This is a genomic window from Pleionea sediminis (assembly GCF_007570825.1).
GTDB classification, from domain to species: domain Bacteria; phylum Pseudomonadota; class Gammaproteobacteria; order Enterobacterales; family Kangiellaceae; genus Pleionea; species Pleionea sediminis.
Window position 1 is genome coordinate 212,015 of sequence record NZ_SUNB01000001.1, and the last position, 25,460, is coordinate 237,474.

Genomic DNA, 25,460 nt, shown 5'->3' on the forward strand with positions numbered 1-25,460 from the left:
AAGGTATCGGAAAGACAATATTAAACCAAGCAATAGTTGAGCGACAGTAGAAGATTAAAACTAAATATCCTCAAGAGAGAGCTCGAAAAATCGACTAAAGAAATTAGTTCATATAAAAACTAAAGTGAGCAGATAGTAACGTATCATCTTGCAAATAACGTCTCTCAAATTGGTACTTACGGACCTTGATCGTTAGCTCTACATTTTTCAAAGGCGCAAAATGAATACCTGCTTCAGGATAAATTGCCCAAGTCGTATCATTTTCACACTGTGTCGAATCATTTAAATCGCACAATCGAATTATCGCAGAATACACACCTAAGCCAATAAAAGGACGTGCAAAACGAATATCAGGATGGACTTGAAAGCCGGCATGAGAGCCACGCAACTGAAACTTAGTTTCACCTTCAACCAATAATTCTCGACCTGGAACATTTCGCCACGCCCATCCTAAATAGGTTGAAACATTAGAATTATAGCGACCCGCATAATTTAGCTCGACAATCGATGAATAAGTATCCGAACCTTCTATATCACCGCCTATAGACAAGCCGATGTACTCTTTAGCTCGCAAGGTTACTAAAAAGAATGCAAGCGAAATCAACAAAAACAGCCGTGAAATAACTGAAGTCTTTATAAGCATGTTAATCGATTAAAAGTTCTTGACCTTATTCAGTATAACTTTCATTCAATGTTTTAACTAGCTAACAAAAAAGGCGTCCGATGGACGCCTTTTTTAATCAAAACAGTTGCTTATTTGTTATCAAGCTTCTCTTTGATTCTCGCTGACTTACCTGAACGTTCACGCAAGTAGTAAAGTTTCGCTTTATTAACTTCACCACGACGTTTCACTTCAATGCTATCAACAAGTGGACTGTAAGTTTGGAATGTACGCTCAACGCCAACACCCGAAGAAATTTTACGAACAGTAAAAGAAGAGTTTAATCCTCGGTTACGTTTCGCAATAACAACACCTTCAAACGCCTGTAAACGCTCGCGGTCGCCGTCCTTTACTTTTACCTGAACGACGAGTGTATCACCCGCACCAAACTCAGGGATTTGCTTTTCTGTTTGCTCTTTTTCCAGTTCAGCGATGATCTTACTCATGGCCCACTCCTGATTTCACATGTTAAAAAATACTAAAAAATTAATCTTTATCGTACTCAGCTTTGAACTCTGCAAGCAGTTTTTGTTGCTCAGAAGTCAAATCAAGCTGTTCAAGCAGTTCTGGACGTCTTAACCACGTTCTTCCTAATGACTGCTTTAAGCGCCATTGTTCAATCGCAGCATGATTTCCGCTCAACAATACATCTGGCACTTTTCTACCGTCCAATATTTCTGGACGAGTATAATGTGGACAATCCAGTAAGCCGTCCACAAATGAATCTTTCACTGCCGATTCGCTATGTCCTAGCGCACCTGGCACAAAACGAATTGCGGCATCTATCAGCGCCATAGAAGCTAACTCGCCACCGCTCAAAACAAAATCGCCTAACGACACTTCCTCGTCAACCTGGCTTTCGATAATTCTCTCATCTACGCCTTCGTATCTACCTGATACTAAGATTAAGCGCTTTCGAGAAACCAATTGCTCGACTTTGCTCTGATTTAGAGGAGAACCTTGAGGAGACAAATAAACAACATGGCTCTCACCACACATTGTTTCCCGCGCCTTCGCAATTGCTTTACGAAGTGGTTCAACCATCATCAACATACCGGGTCCACCGCCATAAGGGCGGTCATCTACGGTACGATGCTTGTCTGTTGTATAATCGCGCGGATTAACAAAAGAAACATCCACGAGACCATCTTTAATTGCTCGTCCAGTCACTCCGTGCTCAGTTACGGCCCGAAACATTTCCGGAAAGAGCGTCACACAACTGAAAACCAGTTCAGCTGTTGTTGAGTTAGAAATCGGCATCCCACTCAACAGTAATCAATCTGGCGTCTGTATTGACATCAACCACAGCATCTGGAGTAAAAGGAACCATACGCTCTTTTCGCTTTTTTCCAGAAGCTTGTTCAGCAGTCTCTCGGACCACGAGAACATCATTTGAGCCTGTTTCAATCAAATGACTGACTTCGCCGAAAGAGACACCCTCTTGATTAACCACCTGCATCCCTTCCAAATCTCTCCAGTAATATTCATCACTGTCTAAATCAGGAAGCTGGTGCTCAAAAATACCGATTTGGGTGCCAGCAAGCTCTTCAGCTTGGCTCCTATCTATTATGCCCTCTAACATCGCGCCGATAGTTTTACCTTGCTCTCTGCCACTGAGCAGCTTCACAGGCTTCCACTCTCCGCCCAGTTTTAACAACCAAGGGTCATAATCTAAAACTTTCAGGCGTGGCTTGGTGTAAGAAAATATTTTTACCCCACCTTTCACGCCAAAGGCTGAAGTTATTTTGCCTATAACGACAATATCTTCAGCCATAACAACTAACCGTCTAACTTATCAGTTAAGCAGCTTTGCGAGCAGTTTTGATCAACTGTGCAACACGTTCAGATGCTTGAGCGCCTTCACCTACCCAGTGATCAACTCGACCAAGATCAAGGCGTAGTGTCTCTTCTTTTCCACGAGCTACTGGATTGAAAAAGCCCAAGCGCTCAATGAAACGTCCATCACGCTTACAGCGTTTGTCTGCTACTACAATGTGGTAAAACGGGCGCTTCTTAGAGCCACCACGTGCTAAACGAATGGTAACCATGCGTTTGAAATCCTCTATAGTGTCTTTAGTCCGCTTCTCGCGGGTTATTCTATCAATTGAGGCACCCGACACGGGACCTTAATTTAAAGGACGCGCATTTTAGCGCCAAAACATGTTTTTGGAAACCTTTTTAAACAGAAATTCGAGGTTATTTGAAAACAAACGTCAAAATTCTCCGAATTTTTCCATAAAAAAAGAAAAGTAAGTGATTGCTAACGCATTCCACCACCGAAAGGAGGGAATCCACCTCCCGGAGGCATCATCCCCTTCATACCGCGCATCATTTTCATCATGCCGCCTTTTCCTTTCATTTTTTTCATCATTTTTTGCATCTGCTTAAACTGCTTAAGCAGGCGGTTAACATCTTGAATTTGTGTACCAGACCCCATTGCAATTCTTTTCTTGCGAGATCCTTTAATTAGGTCAGGATGTGAGCGCTCCTTCGGTGTCATAGAATTAATGATCGCTTCCATTTGAATCGTCGACTTGTCGTTCATAATCTGCGATTTTGCAGCTTCTGGAATTTGCCCCATGCCTGGCAGCTTATCCATTAACCCAGCCATGCCGCCCATACTTTTCATTTGCACTAATTGTTCACGGAAATCTTCTAAATCAAATCCTTTGCCTTTAATGACTTTCTTCGCCAATTTTTCAGCTTTTTTCTTATCAACCTTACGCTCGACTTCTTCGATAAGAGAAAGAACGTCGCCCATTCCTAATATACGCGAAGCAACTCGATCAGGGTGGAAAGGCTCTAAAGCATCGAGCTTTTCTCCAACACCTAAGAACTTAATCGGTTTACCGGTAATATGACGAATAGAGAGAGCAGCACCGCCTCGTGCGTCACCGTCTGCTTTGGTGAGTATCACACCAGTTAAAGCCAAAGCATCGTTGAAGGCTTTTGCTGTATTAGCGGCATCTTGCCCCGTCATACTGTCCACAACAAATAACGTTTCAGTCGGCTTTACACCAGAGTGCAGCATTTTGATTTCGTTCATCATGTCTTCATCGACCGCTAATCGACCTGCGGTATCAACAATGACAACATCGATGAAGGACTTTTTAGCATGCTCAATGGCTGCATTAGCAATATCTAAAGGATTTTGATCGGTCGAACTCGGAAAAAACTCAGCTCCAACCTGCCCCGCAACGGTTTCCAGCTGCTTAATGGCAGCTGGTCGATATACATCGGCGCTGACGACCAATACTGACTTTTTCTCTCGTTCTGACAAATAACGGGCTAATTTACCGGTACTGGTGGTTTTACCCGCGCCTTGCAAGCCAGCCATTAAAATAACGACGGGAGGTTGGGCTGCAAGATCGAGCGCATCATTAGCCTCTCCCATGGCCTTAACCATCTCATCATTAACAATTTTAATGAATGCCTGACCCGGAGATAAGCTTGTTGCCACTTCTTGACCTAAAGCGCGCGTTTTTACAGCATCGATGAAATCTTTGACGACTGGCAATGCGACATCGGCCTCTAATAGAGCCATTCTCACTTCGCGAAGAGTGTCTTTAATATTGTCTTCAGTGATGCGCCCTTTGCCGCTAATATTTTTTAAAGTCCGACTCAGGCGGTCGCTTAGGTTATCAAACATTGAAAAATCTCTTTCATTATTGATGGTTACAGTGCGAACTCGCTATTATATACTCAAGTAAATTCAAATGCATGGTACTTAGTTGCGTGCCAGTAACCAAGCACCCAATTAAATGCCTCTAATTAGATTAATTGAATGGAAAACCCTCTGACTCCTTTGTTTATTAGCGGTATTTTTACAATATCCTTGTACGTGCTGGTTGTTGCGACATCTTTATTAAAATTGCGAGCTGCACGTAATAGTCCTTCTGGCCTCAATATATTTACCTTGAGCGCGGTGTTGGTTCATGGGCTGTTCTTATATTTGTTAATTGATCAAACAGAGCGTCAAAATTTGACACTTTTCAATATGATGAGCCTGACCAACTGGCTCGCAATGATTGTTCTTTTGATAAACAGCTTTAAGCGCAATGTCACCTTAATGACCAGCATAATTGCGAGCTTTGCGTTACTGAGCTCAGCTCTCGGCATGGCTTATCCAGGCGAGCCAGAGGCGCAATTAAGCGGTCAATGGATTACTTTACTGCATATTTTTTCAGCAATAACAGCGACAGGATTTCTCTTGCTGGCAGCCGTTCAAGCTATCTTGCTAGCTTTTGCAGATATGCGTTTAAAAAGCCATCCAACTCATGTGCCTTCCTACTTTCCACCATTACAAAGTTTGGAAAGCTTTCTATTTCAGTGGCTACTCATTGGTTTTATTTTAATGAGCCTATCGCTTGTTATTGCAATATTTTTTCTGCAAGAGGGTTTTTCTAATCAACCTCTGCACAAATCCGTACTTTCAACACTAGCCTGGTTTACATTTGGAATCCTATTGGTAGGACATCAGTGGAAAGGCTGGCGAGGCATGACTGCAGCAAAATGGACATTAGCGGGATTTGTCTTACTGTCACTGGGATATTTTGGCAGCAAACTCGTGATTGAACTAATTCTACAATAGACTAGCGATGACAAATGGCATCCTTTAAAATGAAAGCCTGAGTCGCTTGAACCCACTATATTGAATAAGAGAACTCGAATCTTTGGACGAATTATCGACGAGTAGTCTGATACTCAGCTTTATTGCTCTACTGTTTCTTTCCGCATTCTTTTCCAGTTCAGAAACAGGCATGATGTCGATCAACCGTTATCGGCTTAAAAATCGCGTAAAGAAAAATCACCGAGCAGCCCGTCTGGTTAGCAATTTATTGAAAAGACCTGATCGGCTGATTGGAATTATCTTGATTGGCAATAATCTTGTTAATATTTTAGCTACCATGGTGGCTACAGTTCTAGCCATTCGATTTTGGGGTGAGTATGGCGAATTTATTTTGCCGTTCGTCCTTACGATCGTTGTTCTCATCTTCGCTGAAGTCACTCCCAAAACGTTAGCAGCAATAAAACCTGAGCGCATAGCCTTTCCAGCTTCCTTTATTTTAACACCGTTACTCAAATTACTAACGCCGTTCGTAATGATTGTAAACTCAATTTCCAATGGCCTTTTGAAATTATTTGGCATTAGCGTACACAGCCAACAAGGCGATGACTTGAGCTCAGAAGAACTGCGAACCGTTGTAAATGAAGCGGGAAGTATGATACCGAAACGTCACCAAAATATGCTATTAAGCATTCTCGATTTAGAGCACGCCACGGTTGAAGACATCATGGTTCCTAAAAATGAGATTACTGGCGTTGATTTGGATGAGGATATCAATGACCTGATCAAACAGCTCAGAAATGCACAACATACTCGTTTGCCGGTTTATGTTGACAGTATCGATCAAGTTAAAGGAATGTTACATGCTCGACATATCGCAAATTTGATGAGCAGAGATATTGAAGAGATCACCAAAGAAGCCATCCTAGAGCTAATGACTCCGGTTTACTTTGTTCCTGAGGGTACACCATTAAACACACAGCTTTTAAAGTTCCAACGAAAAAAACAGCGAATTGGAATGGTGGTCGATGAATATGGCGATATCCAGGGACTCGTAACTATAGAAGACATTCTTGAAGAAATTGTAGGTGAATTTACCACCGATTTCGCAGCAACGACGTCCAAAGACATTCATCCTCAGGAAGACGGCAGCTTCATGATTGATGGCACAGTCACTATTCGAGACTTAAATAAAACACTTAAAATGGATTTACCGACAGATGGCCCCAAAACACTTAGTGGTCTTATAATCGAATACTTGGAGACAATTCCTCAACCAGGTACCGGGTTGAAACTAGAAAGTTACCCCATTGAAATTTTACAGATTAAAGGAAATTTGATTAAAAGCGTAAAGCTATGGACAGAATGGAAAGAAACAGCCTAATAAAGATTTTCTAAAATTATTCATTTATCTTCTAGGCAGGTATAAAAATATTTGACTCAAATTAAATCACAACTTCTTTTAGTTGATGATTTTACTTGAGCTGTCTTGTAAGAAGTTTGCAATCCATTTCCAAAAGTCTTTTCCCGCCAATCCAACTAAGTTATTGTGATTGCCACCTTTGACAACTCGAAAGACTTTTTTACCAAGAAACGCTTCATAGAGCGCTTGCCCTTGCTCAATCGGAATAACTTGATCATTATTTCCATGAATAAACAAAATTGGGCTCGAAATATTTTTCAATTTCTCAATCGAATTAAATGGTATTTTGTCGGGCCTGATAAACCACCCAAGCCCCATCCTTTCAGCCATCTCCCTTCCACTTTGCAATGGAGTAACCAAAATCAATCCTTTTAAAGTATTGCGATGTTGAGCCACATTAATGGCCACAGCACTACCAATTGACCGTCCATAAATCACAATTTTCTTATCATCCCAACCGAGTTTAGTGTTCACGAAATGAAGTGCGGCTGCCGCATCCTCATAAACGCCTTGCTCACTTGGCTCTCCTTCACTGTTTCCATAGCCGCGATAGCTAAGGAGTAAAACTTCTAATCCTAAATTTCTAAATTGTTTGACGTGTTCAATTCTTTGATAGGCATTACCTGCATTGCCGTGAAAATAAACGAGGATACTATCAGCATTTTTATTTTTTAAATGAAATGCTTGAAGCCGAATACCCTCCTTAGTTTCGATAACAACTTCTTCAATGTTATCTTCGCTAATAAAAGTTTGTTCACTTTGTTTCATTGGATGAAAAGCAAAGTGACTTACTAAAAGATCATTAAAACCAAATGCAATCGCAACAAGGATTATTGACAAGAGTATCAGTCGAATTAAAGATTTCAGCATATCAAATATACTTTCAGATAAGAAAACTTACGCTTTTGGCGTTACTAAAATGGCACTTTTCAATAAGCATTGGAGCTATATATCAATCTTTTACTATCCGATTTATCCTTTAAGACTCAATGTCATTATTGTCGAAAAATAACCGCTCCAGATGTTGCAATGGATGACTCATCAATTGAGCCGATTAGCATTTCATCTTCCACCGATACCAATGTCGTTTCTGTCACTTGATTTTCCAACTGATACTTTCCAGAAAGCTCAACACAGACTCGATGATAATTGGGTGTGTGACCAACGTATCGGACTTTACCGTTATCCAACATTTTTGGAGAACCTTCCCAGAGTACAGAAACCTTTTGACCCACTTGATCTTGTAGAGCGCTTGTTTTTAATTGAGACGCCAATTGATGCAATCTTAAGCTTCGTTCCTTTTTAACGCTTTTATCAACGTGATTTGCCAATCTCGCAGCCTTAGTTCCCTCTCTCGGTGAATAAGAAAAAATATGAATATGACCAAATCCTATTTGTTCAATGTAAGCTAGAGATCGTTCAAACTCTTCATCCGTTTCGCCAGGAAAACCAACAATAATATCTGTTGTCACGTTGAATCCTGGAATTTTCTCTCGGGCTTGCGTCACCAATCGCTCAAACTCCTCAGTTTTACACCGTCGAGCCATTCGTCGTAAGACACTATCAGTACCACTTTGCAATGGTAAGTGCATGTGGGGCATCACACGAGGGTTTTCAAATAAAGTAAAGAAGTCTTCAGGCAAATCCCATGGCTCCACCGAAGCAAAACGAATTCGAGGTATTTCAGTTTCTTTTAAAATACGCCGAACAAGACTGAATAAGTCAGAGTCAATATCGCTACCATAACCACCAACATGAACACCGGCAATGACAATTTCTTGAACCCCTTCTCTTACATGCTGGTTAACTTCATCAATGATAGATTCTTCGGTGCGACTTCGCTCTTCTCCACGAGCAACAGTAACGATACAAAATGTACATCGGTAACGGCAACCATCTTGCACTTTAATAAACGCTCTTTCTTTGTTTCGCGCAAATAATGCGGGAGCGCCAGGTTCTGATGCCATTGCCGGCATTGTTGGTAATTCAAGTACAGCTTGTGTTTTCTCGACCAAAGAGTCTTTCTCGGTATTAGGAACAACCAAGTCAACACCTAATAGCTCGTTGGCTTGCTCCTCTTCAAGCGACGCGTAACACCCCGTAACAACCATTTTTGCCGAAGGATTTTTTCGGTGATGCTTACGAATAATCTGACGAGATTTTCGCGCTGCCTCTCCAGTTACAGCACAGGTATTAACAACCATGACTGCTGCATCATCTGGCATAGGTGTTAACGAGTAACCTATCGCTTGATATTCTTGAGCCCATCGTTGTAATTCAGCTTCGTTTAAACGACAACCTAATGCGGTTAAAAAAACTTTACTCATTGGTTTGTGTCTCTTTCTTATCATCCTTTTCGATTAAATCATGTCCGGTCCAGTCCTTGTACCTTTTCTGCTGCTCTTCGGAAGCATCCTTATTAACAACCACATTTAAGTTTTTATTCTCGTTTTTCTCTACATCGACGCTTAGCTCGAATAATTCATCGCGACGAAAAAAATGAATGTTCACTTCACTATCCACTTTAAGAGCATCGAGACGCTGCTCAATATTTTTATTGGTTAATCGCATACCGTCGAATGAAATCAAAACGTCATCAATTGTTAAACCAGCTTCCCAAGCTGCGGAACCCTTGCGAACTCGAGTGACTTTCAAGGAATCATCGTAGGAGAGCCCTAAATCGATGGTCTGTTTATCACTTGTTTTTCTTTCTATTTGGAGTCCCACGAAATCCAACAACAATGAAAAGTCGATTTTTTCTGTTCCTGCAATGTGAGACTCCCAAAAGTTACTAAAGTCTTTATCGGTCAGCTCATTAACAATCGTCAAAAAATCTTTTTCTGAATATCCTTTACCCGGTAATGGATACAGCTCGTAAAGTCTCCGATGTACATCTTCTAAGGACTTTTCACCTGCCGTTGCTCTTTGAATTTCAAAGTCAAGCAACCAACTAACTAAAGAGCCTTTGCGATAGATGTTAACACTGTGATTAATGGTAAAGTCATTTGTCGACTCAATCCAATTATAAAAACTAGCCTCAGAGATGGACTGAACTTCGCGACCAGGTCTATTTAAGTACCGCTCAATACCCTTCGCCAAATCTTTGTGAAACTCGTCTTGAGTCATTATTCCTGCTCGACGAGTCAATAGCGTATCAAAGTAACTGGTTGTTCCCTCTGCCACCCATAATAATGTCGTATAGTTTTCTTTTTGAAAGTCGTAAGGAACTAGTCCTTCAGGTCGGTAAGCTTTAACATTCCAGGTATGCACCAACTCATGCGCAGCGGTTGTCATAAAATCAATGTAGTCTTCACGCGATGCAAACTTGTCTCTTTGCCGTTGAATTATCGTCGAGTTAATGTGCTCTGTTGCCCCTCTTGGTCCACTCGTTGCGTGCACCATATAAAGATATCTAGAATAAGGAAATGCTCCCCATACTTTTTCGACTTCAGCATCCAACTTAATCAAATCCTTGATAATCTTTGTTTCGTCGTAATTTCCACGTCCCCAAAATAAAATTTCGTATTGTCGCTCACCCGCTGAAAATTCATGAAAACTATGAATTCCAGTTTCAATAGGCGAGTCAATCAATATATCGTAATTCCCCGCGCGAAAAACGTGTCGTCCGACCGACTCCATACCAGAACGTGATCGCCATTCTGTTGGAACATCTAAAGATACCGTTAAAGGTTCATCGCGAAACGTTGGGCTGTACATAAAAACGGCTGAAGCATCTAAAAACGCGTGTGTTTCATCGATGACGCTGGTTCGTCGACCAATATTATTGGCATAGATCTGATAGGTAATTTTAGTCGCCTTCCCTTCCGACAGCACTTGCCAGCTGGCTTTATCGATCATGGACCACTCAAGCGGCTCACCCGTCAGAGTAGTCGCCGAAAATTCCCGGACATTTTTTGAGAGATCTAAAATATGATAGTAGCCGCTACGCCAAACAGGCATTTTGATTTCAAGCATTGACTCAGTATGAGCAGGAAACTTAATTGTCACCTTAGCCAAATGATGCACTGGCTGATTAATATCAATGTGATACTCAATATCTTGTCTGGCTTCCACACAGCTCAATGTGACGCTTAATAAAAACAGATAAATCAAAAACTTATACATCAAAAAACCTGGCGACTAGTTGTGAGCGCGCTATTGTATCAAAAACATACTCAAGCGTCTTCGTCAGTATCGCTGGTCAAATTATTGAGCTGGGTTTTCAACTCAATCCATCGTGACATATATTCTGAACTGTTCATACTTTGGTGGCGCATCATGGCGCCCAGAAAATGCTTCGCTCGATGCACAGATACGTCCGCTAGTATGTTATCTAACGCAGCAATTAGTGCTTTTTCATAAGGTCGGTAATCATATCGGGTATTTAACAACTTCTTGGCACTGTCTTGACAACCTAACCAGGAATCTTCATCTCGATAAAGGCGCACTGCTTGCTCGACGAAGGATTCAAATCCATCTTCTACCGCACCAGGCCAGTCCGAGCCATCGTACATGCCCTCTGCACCTATCGAAGTGGTAATACTGGGTGTTCCAGTAATCATAGCGTCCAATAATTTGCCCTTAATACCAGCACCAAATCGCAACGGGGCCAGTAAAATACGCGCATTCTCAATAACCTCAAAGGCATCTTCCGCACGGTCACAAACATTAAATCCAGAAGAAGGGTCATTTAATGCTGTCGCTTTTGGCGGTGTATAAGCACCATAAATATTGAGTTCTGCAGTGGGCAATTGTTGTCGAATCTTCGGCCAAAGCTGCTTTAAATATAAAACGGAATCCCAATTTGGTGCATGACGAAAATTTCCTATTGCGACAAAGTGACTTCTCTCGGACCATGATTTCGTCTTCCGGTTAAACTCCGAGTCGTTCAATAAAAAAGGCAAATACAACAACTGCGATTCCGGAACGTGAAACTGCTTTTGCAGCAGCTCAAACTCAAAGCTCGAAATAATTAAAGAAAGATCACTGCGGTGAATTGCAGAAATTTCGCGGTAGGCAATATCATTAAAATAAAATGCAGGTTCACACTCTTTATTTTGTTTAAAAGCCGTATGACGCGCATGTCGTAAAAACTGTAAATCTTCGGTATCTAAAATTCGAACAGCATTGGGACATTCTTGAGCCACTCGCCAGCCAAACTGCTCTTCCATCATAAAACGATCAAATAGAACCGCATCAGGCTGAAGTTCTCTAACAAACTCATTAAATGAAACATCATTTAGTTTGATTTCAACAGACTCGATATTCTCCGAAGATAAATCATGCATAAATTCTGTTTTTTTTGCCGGAGTAGAAAAAATCACACGCCAATGATGCTTTTTAAAGAGTCGTAAAAGCGAGAGCATGTGCCGACCCGCCGCCGACGAGTTTGGCTCTGGCCAAACGTAACCGATCACCAAAAGTGTATTATTAGAATTGAAATCAAACATAATCTACAATAAAGGCCAGCAACCAATCTAAGAATTTAGAAAGAACTCAGCCATGAGTAACTTTTACATTAAAACCAAGTTCGTTTCATTCACAACTAAGCTTCGTCTAATTGCCAGTGAACTTCTTGCCCAGCATAAAAAGGAACAATGGGTGATCCATCGGGAAGCTCTATCGACTCAGGTACTTGCCATGATTTCTTTCTTAAAGTGATCGTTTTTTCGTTTCTTGGAAGCCCATAAAAATCAGGACCATAATGTGAGGCAAACCCTTCCAGGTTTTCTAAACAGCCTAGGTCGTCAAATACTTGCGCATATAACTCAATAGCACTCCATGCACTGTAACATCCTGCACAGCCACAGGCTGTTTCCTTTTTATGTTTCGCGTGAGGTGCTGAATCGGTTCCTAAAAAGAATTTTTTAGACCCACTGGCCACGGCTTTTTGCAAAGCAATTTGATGTGTGTTTCTTTTCAGTATTGGCAAACAATAATTATGTGGTCGAATGCCACCTACTAATAAATCATTTCGATTCATTAACAAATGTTGTGGAGTTATAGTCGCAGCAACGGTATCCGGAGAAGTAACGACAAAATCAACCGCGTCTTTTGTTGTGATATGTTCCAGAACAACTTTCAATGATGGAAAGTTACGAACGATATCAATTAAAAACCGATCAATAAATTCTTTTTCTCGATCAAAAATGTCAACATGACTCTCTGTGACTTCTCCATGCACGAGTAAGAGCATACCTTGCTCGTGCATTTCCTCAAAAATAGGATACAGCGCATCTAACTGACTCACTGCAGCGTCAGAGTTAGTTGTCGCTCCTGCAGGATACAACTTAGCAGCAATGACACCAGCTTTTTTTGCTTCCCGTATGTCCTTTCTAGTCGTTTGATTAGTCAGATACAAAGTCATAAGAGGTTCGAAAGAATGACCTTTCGGAATGGCGTCTACGATGCGAGACTTATACTCTAGCGCCATGTTTGCCGTTGTAACGGGAGGAACGAGGTTTGGCATAACGATTGCTCGAGCAAAACATCGAGCGGTGGCTTTAACGGTTTCCTTTAAAATATCGCCATCACGAAAATGCAGATGCCAATCGTCGGGTTGCGTTATGGTCAATTCGGTCATGCCGTCTCCATTGCTGTGATTTCAAAAGGAAGATAGAAATTAAACTTTCGATTATGACCGCATTATACCACTTAAAAAGGAAGTTTGGGGGACGGAGAAATTTGCGAGGCAGAATGCTGCCTCGCCCTACAGCTTATTAGCGAATATTCATACAATTTGCATAAAAACTCGTAGTTGCTGGCCAATCAGAAAAAACACCGATAACACCAACTTTTCGAGCAAGTACATCGAGCACTTTATAAGTGTCACCATCATTATTTATCAATTGTGAAATAGACTGATGATACCATCCACCGCCACTGGCCAAAGGACCATCTCTCTCAAGAGTCCAGGTAATTATTTTTAAGCCCGCTTGTTTAGCTAGTAACGCGTAACTTGAGGGCACAATTTCGTTATTTTCGGAAACACTCAACAATGCCCACATGGGAGGCGCAATAATATTTACACCCTGATCTCTAAGACGCATCATATCCACTAAACTGGGCTGGAAGTCTTCATCTTGATACATGCGCGCATCGAGATAAACCGCTCTTTGAGCATATCGAGGCTCGTTTTCTATCCAGTATTTAACATCATCTAAGTTAAAAGACTGGGGAAAAACCTGACGAGGTGGAATACGGGCTTCACGATACTCGTCGATCATTTGTTGCGCGTAATCGGCTTGAGAGTATGTCCCCTCATAAGGCATATCAACGGATGGCGCTTTCAACTCAGGTGTCATTTTCACGCTTAATTGCTTGAACAAGTCAATACTTTCTTTATGAGATAAAACAGTTCCGCATGAAGAGTATAAATCCGTACGCCATTTTGCTGTCCCTTTCAAATACTCGGCAACACTCTTAGCATCAGTATTCGCAGCATCCATTTTTCCGCACAAACTCTTAAACTCATTCAGTGTGATATCGCTGGTACAACAGCGAGCAGATGCGGGCTTACCCGAAACAGGATCTGCTGGAGAAAAAGGTTCGCTACACTTGGTAGCTAACTCAGGAATTTCCAAAATGTTTGTTGTCGTATGTAAGTCGCACTGGGAATGTCGACATACAAGCTCTTTATCTTGAGTAAATGTGACATCACACTCAACGATACCAGCCCCCATTTTTGCAGCTGCAATATACGACTCCTTCGTGTGCTCAGGAAACTGCATTGGCGCTCCACGATGACCAATTGAAAAATCTGATTTACGATAAAACAAGCGATCTTCACATTGCTGAAGTGCGGACTTTAAAGGCCCTTCATCCATATCATTTAACAAAAAAAAGGGCCTAGGCCCTAACTGATTATCAAACAGCTTTTTCCATGAGTTATTCTGTGCTTTTGCTGATGACGTAACGCAAATAACTAAAAATATTGTGGCCCATAAGAACAATTTCATATTATCTCCAGAAGTTCATCTTAAAATTGAATTTAATATCCAACGACAAACTTAGAATATTGAGATAATGTGAAAACGAAATGTACAAAACATGACAAATTTATCAATTAATTTATTCTCCTGAAATTATACTCGACTGGAGATGCGAAAGATTTATTCTAAACTGATAAGTCGGACATTATAAAAAAACAAATAACTCACAGTGACAAGGAGACATATGAAAAAACAACCCGACATCCACCTTAATTTAAATGTGCGAGGTTTACCTTTATCAGCAACATTAGCCATCAATGAGATCAGTAACGACCTCATTAAGCAGGGCCAGCCAGTCACAAAGCTGGGATTAGGTCAAAGCCCATTTCCAGTACCACAAGTTGTCGAAGAAGAGCTTAAAGTTAATGCTCACCAAAAAGACTATTTACCGGTAGCAGGATTAAGGGAACTGAGAGGTGCAGTTGCAGATTACCATCATAGAACTCATGGTATTTCTACGGCACCGGAAAACATATTAATTGGCCCTGGTTCAAAAGAATTAATGTTCATTCTCCAATTAGTGTATTACGGAGACCTGGTAATTCCAACGCCAAGCTGGGTATCTTACGCCCCACAAGCTCATATTATTGGACGTCATATTCATTGGCTTGAAACGGATGCCTCTAATCAATGGAAAGTTACTCCTGAATGCATCGAAGAACTGTGCCACAAAGATGAAAATAAACCGCGACTTGTTATTTTAAATTATCCAGCCAATCCACACGGATATACGTACACTGAAAAAGAATTAAAAGCGTTAGCAAAAAAATTCCGAAAATATAAAGTTCTGGTTTTATCTGACGAAATTTATAGCGAACTCGATTACGATGGCAATCATGTGTCTATCGCCCAATTTTATCCAGAAGGAACAATCATTAGCAGTGGATTAAGTAAATGGTGTGGTGCTGGAGGGTGGCGCCTTGGAACTTTTGCTTTTCCGAATAATATGAAATGGCTACTTAATGCAATGGCAACTGTGGCCAGTGAAACATTTACCTCAACCTCGGCCCCAATACAGTATGCTGCTGTGCGTGCCTTTATCGGCGGTCTCGAAATTGAGCGTTATCTGGCAAATAGCCGGCGCATATTACACGCTATTGCCAAAGCGATAGTCTCTCGGTTGCAAAATGCAGGCTTTGACCTTGTCATGCCGGATGGCGCCTTTTACATTTTTCCTGACTTTGCACCTTTTAAAAAGAAACTCAATCAGCGAGGAATTACCTCGAGCTCAAAATTGTGCGAAGTAATTTTAAAAGAGACTGGAGTCGCCATGTTACCAGGAGAGTCATTCGGACGACCAAAAGATGAACTGACCGTCCGAATTGCTTTTGTCGATTTTGATGGTGCCAGAGCGTTAACAGCAGCAGAGCAAATTCCTCTCGATCAGACTCTGGGTGAAGAGTTTGCCAAACAGTATGGCGGTGGATGTATCAGTGGCGTTGAAAAAATAATTGATTGGCTAAATGAAACTCAAGCTGAATAAAAAATAATACCGGGTTGCAAAATGACAACTTAACAACCCGGTGTAACCATAGTTAGCCTCAGAACTGAGCTGAAACTCCGAGAGTTAACACCTCTTGGTCAAACTCTATTCCAAAAATATCGGCTGTACCCGATTGATAACCAATATTCGCGGATACATTTTTATTAAAAAAGTGACGAACGCCAACACTGTACTCATCCTCGGTAGTAACACCAGCAGAGACAGAAGTCATTTCATTGAAATAGTAAGAAGACTCTAGCGCCCAAGCATCATCAAATTCATTATCCATATACGCTAAACTCGCGGTCAAATACCCTCCATTGCTCAATGCCGTAAAATACTTTGAAGACAACATTGTTTGCTCGCCTTCATCATCCACGGTCATCGAAAATCCGATGTAATCGCTTTTGTTCAGTTGATAATTATAAGCAGCAGAGAAGTAACTAACCGTATCAAAACCATTGTCAATGACTTCGACATCAACCAACAGGTCATCCGAAATTAAATAACCCAGTTTTACTGCGGAAACATCATCGCCATCCTCATCGTCTGAATAAGATGCACCCACTAAGAAACTATTTACGAATAATTCTCCACCTACAGTGCCTGAGTAAAAATCCCCATTTTCAACATTAAAGTAATTTCCAAAAACATTACTGGTTGAATTGATGTATTCAAATTCATTTAACGGACCTAATGATGTTTTGTCCGAAAAAAAGTATTGTCCAGATAAAGCTACGGCATTCATATCAGTTTCTACCGGGCCAAATTCAAAGTTCGTATTTTGATAAGATACATCGGTAAATAATTGGTAGTCTTCAGCCATAACAGTGGTTGCAGCTAGCATTGACGCAACAAGTAATTTTAACTTCATGAGATACTCCAGTTATATTTGTAAAATTCGAGAGCAATTTTACCCAAGTAAACTGAACCATTCCTGAACTGGCGATTAAATTAAGTCTCATCTACTCTTAGAAGATGTCGTGCATTAAATAACCAGCAAGCAAGCTTATCAAGACATCAACACTCAACCCCTGTAAGATAAGAGTCATACAATACGCGATCGATACAGGCTTAAATAAAATAAAGAGGAATTGCCATGGTAAATCGACTCACATTATATTCCATACTGATAGTTGTTCTATCGGGATGTGCTAACACTAGAGTTATCCAATCAGAAACATCACACTTCAAAGCTACCGAAGAGTTTTATCAGTCAATAACTCGACCATCAGCCATAGATGAATCAACACTTAATCTATTTCTAACTAAAATGCCCAAAGGTGCTGACATCCATCACCATTACTCAGGAACAATTTATGCCGAAACTTACTTAGATTGGGTTAAAGAAAAAGGTTGGCTCATCAATCCCTGCACATCGAGAATTATTACATCCAATAAAAAAACGAAAATTAAGGCTTGCGATAAGCCGGCAATGACAGTTCAAGAACTTTTAAATGACAACCGTTCTTTTCGCCAATTACTAATGCTTTGGTCCAATAAAGATTTCTCAAATCATTTTCATGAGCAGGTTCCACCAGACTCAAATTTTTTTAATACATTTGGTTATTTTGGCCCAATATCCGATGACAACCAGGCAATTGGCTTAAAAATCATCAAGCAACGTGCCATCGATGAAAATGTTTCTTACATTGAAACCATGCTGAGTCGTGTCGGAGTAAAAGCAAAAAACTTTTTCGATAACCAACAATCCATATCCCTAATTGACGAACTCAGGAAAACAGAAAGTCAAAAAGAAGTCGACACCATATTAAAGAAAATTGACGATGCAGTTCTCAATAACTCCGACTTTGTATCGCAAGTAAAATCTTTTGTCGATACGTTAGAACAAGACCACCAAGGTATCGACCAATCCAACTTTACCATGCGATATCAATCTTATGCCGTACGCGTATTGAATCCGTTGCAAGTGTATCTTGACTTATTAGCTGGTTACCAAGCTTGTGAGACATCACCCCTTTTTGTCGGTGTCAACATTGTCGCACCTGAAAATAATGCGACCGCTCTCGCAGACTATACGCTACATATGCGAATGTATAATTATTTAGCGAGAAATTATCCACAAGTGGGACGAGCACTACACGCAGGGGAACTTACACTCGGCATGGTTCGTCCTGAAGATTTGTTATTCCATATCGAAGAAGCAAGAAACATTGCCAAAGCACAACGAATTGGACATGGTATCGATATACCCTATGAAAAAAACTCAATTAATGTTCTTAAAGATTTAAAAGAAAACGCAGTCGTAGAAATAAACCTGACGAGCAACGAATTTATACTTGGCGTTAAACACAATGCTCACCCATATAATATTTACTCAAAATACGATGTACCCATGGTCATTTCAACCGACGACTCCGGTGTTTCGAGAAACAACTTAACAAATGAGTTTGTATTATTAACCACTCGTTATCGACCAGACTACTCCCAGATTAAGGAATATGTCTTTAATAGTATTAAATACTCTTTCCTTACGGAGGAAAAGCAAAAAGAAATAATGAAAGATTTGTCTTTACGTTTTCAGGTGTTTGAGAAAGAAATGTCGGGATTATGGAGCCAAATAAAGCAAGCTCAATAACTAAGTTTTAGCGAGAGCCCTTAAAGAGCTCTCGCTAAATCAGTTACTTTCTTTTGGGTGTCCAGGCCCAAATCATTTCACATTCAATTGGTTCATTTCCCTCACTATCGGTTACCACCACAGGGACCGTCAGTTCTCCTTTTTCGGTGTCAATAATCTGTTGTATTTGTTCACCTGATAGTTTCGCAACAGCGCGTAAATTACCTTTTGCGCGCTTGAGGTAACTTACCCGCATTGACTTTATTACCGGTGTACGGTCATCAGGAACATTCATACCAACCACCATTCCTGTCGCCGTTTCAGCTAATAATCCCATTGCCGCAGCATGAATTCCTTTTATGTGATTTCTCACCTTTTTCCGATTTTTTAAAGTCCATATACTTTCTTCACGTGAGAGCGCTTCGCACTTAACTCCAGCTGTGCCAACAAATTTAATCGTTGAGCCCAACAAATAATTTAATAACCAATTTCGATACAACTTAGGTTTGTTGTTTATTTTATCAACAACACTCGCTAAAAAATTCTTTTTCATAACTCATTCTCAAATTTAATATTCCGAATATTCTAATAGCTTTTGGTGCATAGGAAAATACAATGCGCATCGAATCGGCCTCTGATCGAGTGCTGACATCAATTTGGCGTACATTTGAAGCTGTCCACGATATGAGGCTAACTCCGATTCAAAAAACTGCTCGAGATCATCTCCCTCGTGGTAGCTGGATTTATAATCAACAATCCAGCGAGTTCCCTTCTCGTCAATAAAGGTACGATCAATAACGGAGCTTACAAACTGCCCCTGCACTTTTGTCGACAGTTCAAACTCAGATTCCGCCGATGGATGTTTGGTTAATATCCAGCGACCGGTTGGATCGCTCAAACATAAGCTAAGTGACTGACGAATTCGCTCCGACCAAAACTCAATCTCATCATCAATTAAATTATTCTGCTTTAAACGTTTTTTGAAAATTGGGACTAGATGATCAACACGAGCGGCATCCCAGCTATCAACACCTTCTTCTGATATTTTTTGCAAGTAGCGATGAATTAAAGTGCCAACGATTGAAGCACTGCTATTACCCCGCTCAAATTCAATATCATCTTTGTCTGAACTCATCGTTGTCATAAATTGAGTTAGCTCAAGTTCCGGCGAAGGCAAATTAATTATGGCACCCAATGGAATTCGCCCCAAACCTCTCTTGTGCTCAGCTATAACCGAAAATGACTCGTCAACGGGGTTATCATAAGCCTTACGTTGCTTTTCTATTTCAAATTCAACAGTAGGCCATAATTGATTCAACAGCGAACCACGGTTAGGAGCTTTGACGGAGAAGTCGTCACCATTATCAGTAACTTTTGACTCGGCAATCAAATAAAGGCTTTTCTTTGCTCTCGTTGAAGCCACATACAACAAGCGTCCGTTTTCATACACCTGCTTTTCTTCGTTAATTCCATTTAATAACTGATACATTTTATCTTCATTCTCATTTCCAGTTTGCATTGGTGCCACTAAAAAATCGCCAAACTGAGAATCATCGGGAAGCTCTTGCCACAAAACCAATTGTGAACGTTCGTTTCTGGGTTGCTTCTCCAAATGAGGAACAATCACGTGATCAAATTCAAGTCCTTTCGATTTATGAATACTCATTACTTTTATCGGATGCGTTTTATGTTCCACTTCGAATTCAGAGAAAAGCTGTTCAATTAATTTATCGACTATTTTTATATTATTAAGTGATTGCCCCGATAACTTCGCCTCAAAATAGCTGAAGAATCGCTCTGCATCTTTAAAATCTCGTGGGTTATGATTCAAATGATAGCCGCCCAAAGCCAACCAACATGATTTTACCAAGCTGATTACGGGAGCATTACCTACTCGGTTAACAAAAGGTTTAATACGATAATAAAACTCCTTCAAACGTGTATAATCATCTTCCAACTCGGTTTCTTCATTAGACTGCGTTACCCAGCTTTCTAGTACTCGCCAGGGCGCCTGTGACCTGCTAAATAGTTTTTGCATCGCGACAAGTGAAATACCGCAAAGTTGACTTCTTAATAAACCCGCTAGAGCAATAGAATCTGCTGGATTTATAAAAAAGCGAACTAAACTTTTCAAGTTTTTAATGAGTGGGCGTTGTTCAAGGCGCTCCATCTCTATCGCTTCAACAGGAATTTCATTCGCTTTCAACAGTGTGACGACTTTTTGGGCATGCGATTTATTCCGTACAAGAATGGCAATTGAATGATCTTTATTTTCCGGTTTTTGCTGTATCGACTGAATTATCCGCAACATCTCAATAGACTGGTAGTTTTCGTCGGCATTAAGTTTATGCAAAAAATTTACAGCATCTTTATTATTATCACTGTTCGCATCAGCTAAACTTACAGGAACTGCGCCAAGCATCGCATTTTCTGTGTCCGGAAAAATTGTCTTGAATGCACGATTAACCCAATGAACAATTCCTGCATCTGAACGGAAGTTTGTTGTTAAAAGCAGTGGCTCCAACTCAATACTTTGAAGACCATATCGCCGACAATTTAGATATAAACCAACATCAGCCTCTCGAAATCGATAAATCGACTGCATAGGATCGCCAACAACAAATAATGTTCGACCATCGCCTGATTGCCAGCCACTGGTTAATAATTTCAATAATTCATATTGTCCGTGAGATGTATCTTGAAACTCGTCAACTAGGATATGTTTAATTTGATAGTCTAACTTTAATCCAAGATCAGTAATGCCAATGTCATCTTGCAAAGCGAATAGAGCAGATAGAGAGAGTTCAATAAAATCAACTTTTCCACGAGCCTGAAATTCCAACTTCAAAAAGCCAAGCAATATATTTAAACATTGATTAAGTGCTTCTATAACCTTCCACTGCTCATCAGTATATTCACTGTCAGGCAATGCGCTGACTTCTTTTAAGAGCTGTAAAAACATTGGGTATGTTTGTAGCTCCTCAAGTATTCTCTCGCGCAGCTCTTTTTGTTGCTGAGCGATTGCTTTTTGCTCCTTACCTTTTGCAGTACTAGGTGATAACACGCCATCATTTTTAGTGAAACGCTTCTTCAACTCGCCCTTTGCTGTCAGCAAATAACTAGCAATTGATTTCCAGTGAACTAGATCATAAACATCATCTCCAGGCCACTGCTCTAACGAAGCAATTGACCACAATGCATGCGATTCTGGTAATCCATCGGCATGCTGAGCGGTTAAATGAATCCAGTTAAAAAAATCAGATTGCAATGAGTTAGGGCACTGTTGAGTTAAGTTAGATAACTTTAGTCCTATAAACTGACCAAGCGCAGCTTCTAAAGCTTCACGATCAAGCAACCGTTGATTGGCAACAAAGTGTCTAATCCACTGATCACGACGAGCAAGCAATGTTGAAAGTAATTCAACCAACGTTGGAAGTTGATTATTCACTCCTTTTAAAAGCGTTATCAAACTACTCTCAAATTCAGGATAAGAGCGCTCCACTAATACAGCCTTTACGTACTCTTCCGCAGCAGCTTGATAAATCTCACTCGCGTTCTCTTCAATACCAGGTTGAACACCAAACTTAGATAATAGTGGCATTTGCCGTACAATAGATGCACTAAGACTATCTATTGTTTGCAAACGCAGCCGCGCGGGGTTGTCGATAAGTTGCCAACCTTGTTCTTTATCTCTTTCAATTGCTTTTTTAGCTAAGCGCCAAGTCTTTTTCTCATGCTCCTCTACCGGTTCCGGTTCAGATGCCGCCATTAATGCCTCGACAATTCTTTCACGCATTTCATTGGCTGCTTTACGGGTAAATGTAATCGCTAAAATATCTTCAGGTTGAGTCGCATAAGACAACAAATTCAAAAAGCGCTGAGTAATTAGGCCTGTTTTACCGGAACCCGCGGGTGCTTGTACAATGAAGGATCGCGTAACATCAATGGCTTGTTCACGCGCGACAGCATCTTTTAATGCCATTAATTCATCTCCTCAAAACTACTGCTACCCGCTTCAATTTCAGCAATGCGGCATACGCTGTCAAAAGGACAAAAATCACAAGCTCTCAATCGATGTTCAGGTGTAACACTGGCTAAACCTAATTTAATTTCTTCAACAAGATTAAAAATACTTGTTTCTATCTGATGAATAAAGTCACGCCAAGAATCGACGGGCGCTCTCACTTTCTCAATCGACTTCACTCCAGGCAATACTTTGTCATGTTCCGAAACACCTGAAAACTTAACTCCCGAATGATGGAGTTGAGCAAAACACAATGCTCTAATTTTTTCCTTTTCAGTCATCAGGTAAATTGGCATTTGTGGCTCTGCTATTCGTTCACCAAACCATTTTTGAGCATCAACTCGCCCAGTTTTATAATCAATAACAATCTGGCTACCATTCTCTAACTCATCGAGCCTGTCGAGACGAGTTTTAATGCTAACACCATTAATAACAATTTCTTGCTCAAACTCTAACGCCTTAACATTAAAGGGTTCTCGTTTTTTCTCCAATTGCAATAACTCAAAAATTAAATGCGTGTACTTTTCTTTTTCAATCGCTGCGATTAATGAAGAATTAGTTGTCACTTGACGAGAGCAACTCTCAATAGCATCATTAATTAGTTCAAATAAATCGTCATCGTTAAAACTGATTAATTTGTTTTGAGAGCCAAGCTGTTGCCAAATAAATTGCATCACTTCATGTACATAAATACCACGTTCACGTGGATCGATGCCTAAGTTAGCCTCTTCTTGCTCCTCTAAACCCAGCCGGTAACTTAAATATCCTTGCATTGGACATAAAGCTTGTGATTGCAGAAACTGAGCCCCGCCAATAAGTTTCGACTCCGTCATTGGAAGACCTGTTTCATCATTAAACTCTTCCTCCTCCAAAGCCATCACAGGAAAAATGCTTTTCTGCTCACTACTTTTAAGTTCCCAGTTTGTAATGTAATCATTTAATATTGATGTCGGACTAAAGCTTTCTTCTCCTTCTTGGCTGTAATAACTAACAACGGTATAGTCGCTTACTTTCAATAATTGTTTAATTAACGATGTTGCGTATTCCAATTCTTTATCTGGACTTGATCCCGGCATTGAATGCTGGCGGGCAAACGACAAGGGAATAAAGGGATTAGGATCGGGAGTTTCAGGTAAACTATTGTTCGACATTCCAGAGAGCCACACCGCATCAAACGATTGCCCGATGGCCTCATACAACCCCATCACCTGAATGGGTTCGCCTTTACTTTTTGGTTGAAAAGTTGCTTGCTCGATAATGCTTTGAAACCAAGAGAATGCGGTACTCAATGAAACTTTTTTATTAATAATATTATATTGCTTGAGCTGTTGTAAAAGTCCGATAAATTGAGTTTTTTGTTGGAATAAATAACTGGATAAAGTCTCTTTTCCCGGCCACTGCCATAATTCTAACCAATCCCAAAATATTTCAGACCACTGCTCCGGAGTTTTAGACTGAGACATTAAAGAATTGAAGTTGCTAATTATTGACTTAAACTGAGTCAATTTATTTGATGTCGATTCACTATTAAGTGAACGACTCTCCTTTTCTAATAAGACAATAACCGACTGAAGTTTCCATTCATCCTTGTCGGTTTCATGAATTCGAAATGCAGAGCGCTTTAACTGCCAAATAAAATCTTCACCACCAATCGTATGCCAACGACCAAGACAGCTTGACTTTAACAACTCTGCCAGCTCATCTTGTTTTAATGCCAAACCTAAAAGTTTAATAAGATTTAATGCGGTACGCATGAGTGGATAATGCAAAGCAGGTACACCCACCGAAATATTATAACTCAGGTTACAGTCATCAATCTGGGACAACTGATCGGGATGAAGTTGCCTTCGAAAAATATCTTCTACTTGATATCGCCGTTTATCTAATTCTGGAATAATTACAGCCAGACGCTTGCGAGAAGTGGTCTTAAGCTGCTCTTTACACCAGTCTGCGGCCAATACCATTTCAGATTCAAAGTCGTTGGTCTGAAAAGCAACTGACGCATTGGGTGTTTCGGTTATTTCAAGCTCATCAATTACACAACCTTTATTCTTCAATCGCTCAATCAATCGATTCAAAGCAGGATCCATTTGATGAAAACCAGTAAAAACGATGGGTAATTTAATGCTCTGTAATTCCTCAATAGAAACTGTTTCTAAATTAAAATCTAACCACTGACAAAGCCCAGCAATATCAATCGCACTGTCAGAGTTCAACATTGTTTCATAAGTTCGAGCCCAAGATATAAATGCGGAGTGATCCTCAGTTTCGACATTTATATCATCAAGCGAGACATTCCAACGCAATAATGTTTGATACGCTTCGTAAGCTTTTCGTGCCGTTGAATTTACCGAAATTAAGTGAGTCGCAATGTCACTTTGCTGAACAATTTGCTGCCACAATATGAAGCCTTGCTGACTGTTGAATAACACGGGCGTCTCAATGCTCATTGATAGCTCATCAAAAACGCGATTTAGAAAAGCGCCCACCGGTAAAATATCAGGCGAAGACCAAACTTGATGTTGACTCGATTGCATTGAGTGATATTGCTCCGTCCAATATCTCGCTTGCCGATTACTGGCAGTAATGACAGTTACAATCTCAGTTTTGAGCTTTTTTCTTAGCGGATGGTCTAGTTTCATATAAATATAGATTTCAAAAGGACTTCGTTATATTCGAAGTATATTTAAAGCGACTCACTAACATCTTGTTTTCTTTAACTTATGTTTTCAA

The 25,460-nt window shown here is 40.4% G+C and carries 20 protein-coding genes; 4 read left to right on the plus strand and 16 right to left on the minus strand.

Features of this window, described 5'->3' with window-relative positions; all coding sequences use genetic code 11:
- Positions 1 to 103: 103 nt before the first annotated feature.
- The 6 genes from FAX86_RS00760 to ffh form a co-directional block, all read right to left on the minus strand.
- Positions 104 to 604, minus strand: a complete 501-nt coding sequence (locus FAX86_RS00760; protein WP_205859076.1) for a hypothetical protein — start codon at positions 602 to 604, stop codon at positions 104 to 106.
- Between the two features lie 149 nt (positions 605 to 753).
- The gene (gene rplS, locus FAX86_RS00765; protein WP_144391428.1) at positions 754 to 1,107 is read right to left on the minus strand and encodes a 50S ribosomal protein L19; all 354 of its coding nucleotides are present in this window, start codon (positions 1,105 to 1,107) and stop codon (positions 754 to 756) included.
- Between the two features lie 40 nt (positions 1,108 to 1,147).
- Positions 1,148 to 1,891, minus strand: coding sequence for a tRNA (guanosine(37)-N1)-methyltransferase TrmD (gene trmD, locus FAX86_RS00770; RefSeq protein ID WP_425467772.1), 744 nt, complete (start codon positions 1,889 to 1,891; stop codon positions 1,148 to 1,150).
- 16 nt (positions 1,892 to 1,907) lie between these two features.
- Positions 1,908 to 2,435, minus strand: a complete 528-nt coding sequence (gene rimM, locus FAX86_RS00775; protein ID WP_144391430.1) for a ribosome maturation factor RimM — start codon at positions 2,433 to 2,435, stop codon at positions 1,908 to 1,910.
- A 25-nt stretch (positions 2,436 to 2,460) separates the two neighbouring features.
- Positions 2,461 to 2,709: a 30S ribosomal protein S16 gene (gene rpsP, locus FAX86_RS00780; protein WP_144391431.1), complete on the minus strand. Its 249-nt coding sequence runs from the start codon at positions 2,707 to 2,709 to the stop codon at positions 2,461 to 2,463.
- Positions 2,710 to 2,921: 212 nt separating this feature from the next.
- Entirely contained in the window at positions 2,922 to 4,310 is a 1,389-nt protein-coding gene (gene ffh / locus FAX86_RS00785) for a signal recognition particle protein (RefSeq protein WP_144391432.1), read from the minus strand.
- Between the two features lie 135 nt (positions 4,311 to 4,445).
- On the opposite strand from ffh, the gene FAX86_RS00790 reads away from it, so the two are divergent.
- Together FAX86_RS00790 and FAX86_RS00795 are read left to right on the plus strand one after the other, a co-directional pair.
- On the plus strand, positions 4,446 to 5,252 hold the full coding sequence (locus tag FAX86_RS00790) for a cytochrome C assembly family protein (RefSeq protein WP_144391433.1): 807 nt from the start codon (positions 4,446 to 4,448) through the stop codon (positions 5,250 to 5,252).
- An 82-nt stretch (positions 5,253 to 5,334) separates the two neighbouring features.
- A complete protein-coding gene (locus tag FAX86_RS00795; protein ID WP_144391434.1) occupies positions 5,335 to 6,612 on the plus strand; it encodes an HlyC/CorC family transporter in 1,278 nt (425 codons plus the stop codon).
- Positions 6,613 to 6,690: 78 nt separating this feature from the next.
- Here FAX86_RS00795 and FAX86_RS00800 read toward each other — a convergent pair whose 3' ends face one another.
- The 6 genes from FAX86_RS00800 to FAX86_RS00825 all read right to left on the minus strand — a co-directional run bounded on the left by FAX86_RS00800 (position 6,691) and on the right by FAX86_RS00825 (position 14,609).
- The gene (locus FAX86_RS00800) at positions 6,691 to 7,521 is read right to left on the minus strand and encodes an alpha/beta hydrolase (protein WP_144391435.1); all 831 of its coding nucleotides are present in this window, start codon (positions 7,519 to 7,521) and stop codon (positions 6,691 to 6,693) included.
- Positions 7,522 to 7,646: 125 nt separating this feature from the next.
- Positions 7,647 to 8,978 (minus strand): tRNA (N(6)-L-threonylcarbamoyladenosine(37)-C(2))-methylthiotransferase MtaB, encoded by a 1,332-nt coding sequence (gene mtaB, locus FAX86_RS00805; RefSeq protein ID WP_144391436.1) that lies wholly within the window; start codon positions 8,976 to 8,978, stop codon positions 7,647 to 7,649.
- On the minus strand, positions 8,971 to 10,776 hold the full coding sequence (locus FAX86_RS00810; protein ID WP_144391437.1) for a M61 family metallopeptidase: 1,806 nt from the start codon (positions 10,774 to 10,776) through the stop codon (positions 8,971 to 8,973). The genes mtaB and FAX86_RS00810 overlap by 8 nt, the downstream gene beginning before the upstream one ends.
- A gap of 50 nt (positions 10,777 to 10,826) precedes the next feature.
- Entirely contained in the window at positions 10,827 to 12,101 is a 1,275-nt protein-coding gene (locus tag FAX86_RS00815; protein WP_144391438.1) for a glycosyltransferase, read from the minus strand.
- A 95-nt stretch (positions 12,102 to 12,196) separates the two neighbouring features.
- A complete protein-coding gene (gene pyrC, locus FAX86_RS00820; RefSeq protein WP_144391439.1) occupies positions 12,197 to 13,234 on the minus strand; it encodes a dihydroorotase in 1,038 nt (345 codons plus the stop codon).
- 136 nt (positions 13,235 to 13,370) lie between these two features.
- Positions 13,371 to 14,609 (minus strand): glycerophosphodiester phosphodiesterase family protein, encoded by a 1,239-nt coding sequence (locus FAX86_RS00825; protein ID WP_144391440.1) that lies wholly within the window; start codon positions 14,607 to 14,609, stop codon positions 13,371 to 13,373.
- Between the two features lie 217 nt (positions 14,610 to 14,826).
- Here FAX86_RS00825 and FAX86_RS00830 point away from each other — a divergent pair, with 217 nt between their 5' ends.
- On the plus strand, positions 14,827 to 16,125 hold the full coding sequence (locus tag FAX86_RS00830; RefSeq protein ID WP_144391441.1) for a pyridoxal phosphate-dependent aminotransferase: 1,299 nt from the start codon (positions 14,827 to 14,829) through the stop codon (positions 16,123 to 16,125).
- A gap of 58 nt (positions 16,126 to 16,183) precedes the next feature.
- Here FAX86_RS00830 and FAX86_RS00835 read toward each other — a convergent pair whose 3' ends face one another.
- Positions 16,184 to 16,999, minus strand: a complete 816-nt coding sequence (locus FAX86_RS00835) for a putative porin (protein ID WP_144391442.1) — start codon at positions 16,997 to 16,999, stop codon at positions 16,184 to 16,186.
- Between the two features lie 225 nt (positions 17,000 to 17,224).
- On the opposite strand from FAX86_RS00835, the gene FAX86_RS00840 reads away from it, so the two are divergent.
- The gene (locus FAX86_RS00840) at positions 17,225 to 18,724 is read left to right on the plus strand and encodes an amidohydrolase family protein (protein WP_144391443.1); all 1,500 of its coding nucleotides are present in this window, start codon (positions 17,225 to 17,227) and stop codon (positions 18,722 to 18,724) included.
- 43 nt (positions 18,725 to 18,767) lie between these two features.
- Here FAX86_RS00840 and FAX86_RS00845 read toward each other — a convergent pair whose 3' ends face one another.
- From FAX86_RS00845 to FAX86_RS00855, 3 genes are read right to left on the minus strand one after another with little or no spacing between them, the layout of a single operon-like run.
- Entirely contained in the window at positions 18,768 to 19,256 is a 489-nt protein-coding gene (locus FAX86_RS00845; protein ID WP_144391444.1) for a DUF4442 domain-containing protein, read from the minus strand.
- A gap of 15 nt (positions 19,257 to 19,271) precedes the next feature.
- Entirely contained in the window at positions 19,272 to 22,685 is a 3,414-nt protein-coding gene (locus tag FAX86_RS00850) for a UvrD-helicase domain-containing protein (protein ID WP_144391445.1), read from the minus strand.
- Positions 22,685 to 25,369, minus strand: a complete 2,685-nt coding sequence (locus tag FAX86_RS00855; protein ID WP_144391446.1) for a PD-(D/E)XK nuclease family protein — start codon at positions 25,367 to 25,369, stop codon at positions 22,685 to 22,687. Before FAX86_RS00855 ends, FAX86_RS00850 begins: the two co-directional genes overlap by 1 nt.
- Positions 25,370 to 25,460 lie beyond the last annotated feature (91 nt).